This window comes from Cupriavidus sp. 01L46 (assembly GCF_056399905.1).
Genome location: NZ_JBFTSF010000358.1, coordinates 1 through 5,798 on the forward strand (window position 1 = coordinate 1; position 5,798 = coordinate 5,798).

Here is a 5,798-nt window from a genome sequence, read left to right on the forward strand (position 1 = left end):
GGGTCCCTCTTTTCCGCTCTTTTCGTGAAATCCCRAGGCGCCCCATACGGCCTWGGTAAACCTTCACGGCTCGCTKCGCATMGCGCWYGGGTGTTTCCCGCCTGGGGGCGGGAAACACGGCTTRCCACAGAGGGATCAAACCCCGATTCGGTGTAGCCGTGATTGCCGCCCCCAGGCGGCAATCACCCRCSCGCGATGCGCAGCGAGCCGTCTGTCTTTCATCTCCCGTTATGGGGCGCCTCGTCGGAAGGCAAAARGAGCGGAAAMGAGGGGGCCATGTTTGAGCATCGCCTTAAGGCGATGTGAGTTTGGCCCCCGGCCGCTCTTTTTGTCTTCCGACGAGGAGTCTTTCGCCCCATCCGGGTCGCTTCTTTGCCTACTTTCTTGGCGAGACAAGAAAGTAGGTCGCCGCCCCGCAGGGGAGGTGAAACTGCCTTTGACTTTAAGCTTTTGACCTTGAAGTCGAACTTAAGCAGTTGAACTTAAGCAGTTGCAACCCCACGCCCCTCAAAAAACTCAGAACCGGAACGTTCCCAACGCCTCACGCACTTCATCCAGCGTAGCCTGCGTCACCAAGCGAGCCCGCTCCGTCCCCTGCTTCAAGATATCAAACACAGAGGCCGGATCCTTCGCCAGCTCCTCGCGCCGCTCGCGAATCGGCGCCAGCAGCGCCTGCAGCACCCCATCCAGCCTGCGCTTGAGCACCATGTCGCCTAAGCCGCCGCGCCGATAATGTTCCTTCAACTCGGCCACTTCCTCGACCGCCTCGTCGAACGCGTCGAGGTAGGTGAACACCACATTGCCCTCCACCTGGCCCGGATCGGACACCTTGAGGTGGTTGGCGTCGGTGTACATGCGCATGACCGCTTCCTTGACCTGCTCGGGCGAGGCCGCCAGCGAGATCGCGTTGCCTTGCGACTTGCTCATCTTGGCCTTGCCGTCGACGCCGGGCAGCCGGCCAAAGCGCGGGATCAGCGCGGCGGCTTCCGGCAGCACTTCGCGGCCAACCTGGTGGTTGATTCGGCGCGCGATCTCGTTGGTCTGCTCGATCAGGGGCGCCTGGTCCTCGCCGACCGGCACCACGGTGGCCTTGAAGCCGGTGATGTCGGCTGCTTGCGAAGCCGGGTAGCACAGGAAGCCCGCCGGGATATCGCGGCCGAAGCCGCGCGCCTGGATCTCATCCTTGATGGTCGGATTGCGCTCGAGCCGGGCGACCGTGACGAAGTTCAGGTACATCAGGGTCAGCTCTGCCAGCGCGGGCAGGTGCGACTGCACCGTGATGGTGGTCTTGGCCGGGTCGATGCCAACCGCGAGGTAATCGAGCGCCACCTCCAGCACGTTGCGCCGCACCTTGTCCGGATCGTGCGCGTTGTCGGTCATGGCCTGGGTGTCGGCCAGCAACAGATACTGCTTGTGGGTATCCTGCAGCGCCACGCGGCTCTTGAGCGAGCCAACGTAATGGCCCAGGTGAAGCTGGCCGGTGGGGCGGTCGCCGGTGAGGATGACCTTGCGCTGGGGCGCCTGCGTTTCGCTAGTCATGGCATTTCCTTGGGTAAGAGAAGCGCCGCGGTGCCGGTCAGCGCAGGCAGAGTGCTGCCAACCGGGCTGCGGCGGCTGGAGTCGGAATCAGGGGATGACGACGTGCCGCTGCGCTCAGCAGCGCCACCAATGGGAACGAGAGCCGGTAGCGCGCATCATGTAGCCGGGGTTTCAAGCTGGCGCGCCAGGCCGACGTACTCGGCCACGGGGACTTCCTCGGCGCGCCGCGCCAGGTCGAAGCCAAGCGCCTCAAAATCAACCTGGTCGCGCAGCATCGACAGTGTATTGCGCAGAACCTTGCGCCGCTGCGAGAACGCCGCAGCCACCACGTCGCCCAGCACCGTCAAGTTGCACGCGGGATACGGAGAGCGCAACTGGCCATCGGCCTGGCGCGGCCAGGGGATCATGCGCACCACGGCGGAGTCGACCTTGGGCGGCGGGTTGAACGAGGCTGGCGGCACGTCGAGCACATGCTCCATGTGATAGCGCACCTGCAGCATGATCGACAGCCGCCCGAAGGCCTTGCTGCCTGGCTCGGCCACCATGCGCTCGACCACTTCCTTTTGCAGCATGAAGTGCTGGTCGCGCACCTGGTCGGCAAACTCGGCCAGGTGGAACAACAGCGGGCTGGAGATGTTGTAGGGCAGGTTGCCGACGATGCGCAGCGGCTTGCCGGCTTCGCACAGCTTGCCGAAATCGAAGGCCAGCGCGTCGCCGGCGTGGATCACCAGCCGTTCACCGTAGCGGCGGCGCAAGCGCTCCACCAGGTCGCGGTCAAGCTCGACCACCTGCATCTGCGGCAGGCGCTCCAGCAGAGGCTGGGTCAGCGCGCCGAGGCCGGGGCCGATCTCGACCAGGGTGTCGCCGTGCTGCGGGTCGATGGCACTGACGATGCCGTGGATGATGCCGTCATCGACCAGGAAGTTCTGTCCGAATCGTTTGCGGGCCACATGGCCCTGGTGTACGTTRGAACGCATAGTTAGGTCTCGCTCGGGCGTCAGCGTGTTGCCACCAGCGGCGCGGCGCGCGGCCGGCCGTTGGCGTGGCCGGCCATGGCGATGGCGTTGCGGATCGCCTCGATCATGCTGCCGTGCTCGGCCTGGCCACTTGCGGCCAGATCGAGCGCGGTGCCATGGTCGACCGAGGTGCGGATAAAAGGCAGCCCCAGCGTGATGTTCACGCCGTGGCCAAATGTGCCGTACTTGAGCGGGGCCAGGCCCTGGTCGTGGTACATCGCCAGCACGCAGTCGGCCCCATCGAGATGACGGGGCTGGAACAACGTGTCGGCCGGGTACGGGCCGCGGGCATCGATGCCCGCGTCCACGGCATGGGCCAGCGCGGGAATGATCACATCGATCTCCTCATGGCCCATATGGCCGCTTTCGCCGGCATGCGGGTTCAGACCGGTGACCAGGATACGCGGCCGGGCGATGCCGAAATGCCGGCGCAGGTCGTGGTCGACGATGGCCAGCGTTTCTTCCAGCATGGACACGGTCAGCGCGTCGGGCACCGCGCGCAGTGGCAGGTGGGTAGTGGCCAGCGCCACGCGCAGCATGGCATTGCCATGCGCGGGCTGCGGGCCGGCCAGCATCATCACTACGCGCGGCACGCCGGCGCGCTCGGCCAGGTATTCGGTGTGCCCGGTGAAGGGCACGCCGGCATCGTTGATGGTGCTCTTCTGCACGGGCGCGGTCACCATGCCGGCAAAACGCCGCGTGCCGTCGGTCCCGCCCATGCAGCCATCGATAGCGGCATCGAGCAAGGCGAGCACGTAGCCGCCGTTGCGCGCATCCAGCCGGCCAGCATCGCAAGGCACGGCCAGAGGGATGTCGTCGCACACCACGCTGCCATCCGCAAGCCGGTACGCCCAGGCTTGCGCGACGCCCAGTGCGGCGGCGCGCGCCGCCAGCAGTCCCGCGTCGCCAAGCACGTGAAAACGCGCCTGCGGATGCTCGCCGGCAAGTTGCAGCAAGGCGCCAACGGTTATGTCGGGCCCAATGCCGGCGGGTTCCCCGGTGGTGATGGCTAGCGTGAGCGGCTTGGACATGGTGGCGACGCGTTCTGGTTAGCGCTGGCGGTTGACGCGGTATTCCACGTAGGCGGCCTGGCGCAACTGGCGCTGCCAGTCTTCATACGCCGCGCGCGCCTTCTGCTCGCGAAGCTCCGCGCGGGCAAAGTCGCGCTGCTTCTCCGGCGTGATCTCGGTCTCGCGGCGATTGAGCACCTGGATCAGATGCACGCCGAACTGCGTGACAATGGGCTCGGACACCTCGCCCGGGCGCAGGCGGCTCATGGCCTGCTCGAACTCCGGCACCAGCTCGCCCGGCGATACCCAGCCGAGATCGCCGCCGTTCTGCGCCGACCCATCCTRGGAGAAGCGCTTGGCCGCCTCGGCGAAATCGCCGCCGTGGGTGATCCGGTCGCGCAGCGTGGCCAGCTGGCGGCGTGCCTCGGCCTCCGGCATGTTGGGGCCCGTGCGGATCAGGATATGGCGCACCTGGGTCTGCGTGATGTGATTGCTGGCCGCCGGGTTCGACGCTGCCGGCGGCGCGGTGCGCTTGGCCACCAGCTTGAGCACATGGAAACCGTTAGCGCTCTCGATGACCTGGGGCGCCACGCCACCAGGCTGCAGGTCAAGCACGGCGTTGGCAAACAGTGCCGGCAGCCGGCCGATTTCGCGGAAACCGAGCGAGCCGCCCTGGGCGGCCTCGGGGCCGTCTGAGCCCTGTGCCAGCTGGGAGAAATCCGCGCCGCCCTGCGCCTGCTTGAGCAGGCCCTCGGCCTTGGCGCGCAAGGTGGCCTTCTGCGCTTCGGAGGCATCCTCAGGCACGCGCACCAGAATCTGGGCCACGTTGTATTCGGTGGGGCCGCTGTCGGCGGCGCCCTGGCCGCCACGGGCGGCGAGATAGTTGTCGATCTCGCCGTCATAGACCTGGATCTTGGAGTCGACTTCGCGCTCGCGCAGGCGGATCACCTGGACCTGCTTGCGCAGCTCGTCGCGGTACTTGGTCCAGGTCATGCCGCTACGCTCGACCTGGCTGCGCAGGTCGGTCGCATTGATGTGGTTTTGCTGCGCCACCGACTCAATGGCGCGATCGACTTCCTGGTCGGTCACCTTGATGCCGGCATCCTGCGCCGCTTGCGTCTGCACCCGCTCCATCACCAGCCGCTCGAGCACTTCGCCCAGCAGCTCGGCACGCGCCGGCACTGGCCGGTTGGCCTGGCGCAGCTGCGATTCGATCTCGTCGGCGCGGTCCAGCAACTCGCGCCGCGTGATCACGCTGTTGTTGACGATCGCCACCACCTCGTCCACCAGTTGCGAGCGCTGGGCGCTTGTGCCCGGCGGCGTCACGCCCAGGCGCGGCTGGCTCGGCGAGGCGGCAGCGCTGTCGCCGGCCTGGGGCATGAAGATGCCGGTAGCTTTCTGCCCGGGCGCCTTCAGCTGCGCCGCAGCCGGCAGCGCGAAGGCGGCCAGCAGTGCGGTCAACAGCAGGCTTTGCCAGCCGGTCAGGCGGGAAGACATCGAGGAGAGCGCGTTGAATTCTTGACGTTTCATCATGGTCCGTCATTCATAGTGGTCGAGCTGGGATGGGATAACAGGCCTGGCGAGGACGGGCTCATAACCCGGCACGTTCAGCCGCAGCACATCCAGCGGATTGGAACCGATCTTGGACAACCCGCGGAACTCCACCTGGAAGAAGATGCGTCCGGTGTAGCCCTGCGTGGTATTGCGGAAGCGCTGGTAGACCACACGGCCAACCCAGCAATCCGCTGCGTATTCGAAGCCGGCCAGCGCGTCCACCAGTTGGCTGGCACTCAGGTCAAACGCGACCCGGCCGATGCCGTAGGTGCGCTGTGTCAGCGGCCACTGGCTCGAAATCTCGAACTGGTCGATAGCGGCATTGTCCGTCACCGAGGTAGGGCGCCGGTACCGATAGCCGACATTCAGCGTCTTGCGCTGCTCCGGCCGCCACGAGAAGGCGATATTCGAGTAGATCACCCGATTGCTGTCCGGGTTGTACTGCACGCCAGCATCCAGGTAATAGCCCTTGAACATCTGGATCGTGGTCGCTGCCAGCAAATCCGAATATCCTGCTTTGGCCGGATCGGTGCCATTGAGCTGCACCCGCTGGCCAGTGAAGTCAAAGCKCTGCGCAATCGTGCCACGGAAGCGTTCGATGCCGCTGCTCGCCTCGATCAGGCGCGTGGTCACGCCGCCCGTCAGCTTGTTGTTGTCGGCGATACGATCATAGCCCGTG

At 66.0% G+C, this 5,798-nt stretch carries 5 protein-coding genes; all 5 read right to left on the bottom strand.

Going from position 1 to position 5,798, the window contains the following annotated elements; translation table 11 throughout:
* Positions 1-516: 516 nt before the first annotated feature.
* On the bottom strand, positions 517-1,539 hold the full coding sequence (gene trpS / locus AC1DS3_RS34150; RefSeq protein WP_441640521.1) for a tryptophan--tRNA ligase: 1,023 nt from the start codon (positions 1,537-1,539) through the stop codon (positions 517-519).
* A 155-nt stretch (positions 1,540-1,694) separates the two neighbouring features.
* Complete coding sequence (gene rsmA, locus AC1DS3_RS34155; RefSeq protein ID WP_441640522.1) at positions 1,695-2,516, bottom strand: 16S rRNA (adenine(1518)-N(6)/adenine(1519)-N(6))-dimethyltransferase RsmA; 822 nt, start codon at positions 2,514-2,516, stop codon at positions 1,695-1,697.
* A 20-nt stretch (positions 2,517-2,536) separates the two neighbouring features.
* A complete protein-coding gene (gene pdxA, locus AC1DS3_RS34160; RefSeq protein ID WP_441640523.1) occupies positions 2,537-3,586 on the bottom strand; it encodes a 4-hydroxythreonine-4-phosphate dehydrogenase PdxA in 1,050 nt (349 codons plus the stop codon).
* Between the two features lie 18 nt (positions 3,587-3,604).
* The gene (locus tag AC1DS3_RS34165; protein ID WP_477128913.1) at positions 3,605-5,095 is read right to left on the bottom strand and encodes a peptidylprolyl isomerase; all 1,491 of its coding nucleotides are present in this window, start codon (positions 5,093-5,095) and stop codon (positions 3,605-3,607) included.
* 9 nt (positions 5,096-5,104) lie between these two features.
* On the bottom strand, positions 5,105-5,798 hold a 694-nt coding region (locus AC1DS3_RS34170), incomplete at its 5' end, for an LPS-assembly protein LptD (protein WP_477128912.1).

What these genes read in the sequence shown, in the direction of transcription:
- pdxA (WP_441640523.1), bottom strand. Translation starts at nt 3,586, where the DNA reads ATGTCCAAGCCGCTCACGCTAGCCATCACCACCGGGGAACCCGCCGGC.
- trpS (WP_441640521.1), bottom strand. Translation starts at nt 1,539, where the DNA reads ATGACTAGCGAAACGCAGGCGCCCCAGCGCAAGGTCATCCTCACCGGC.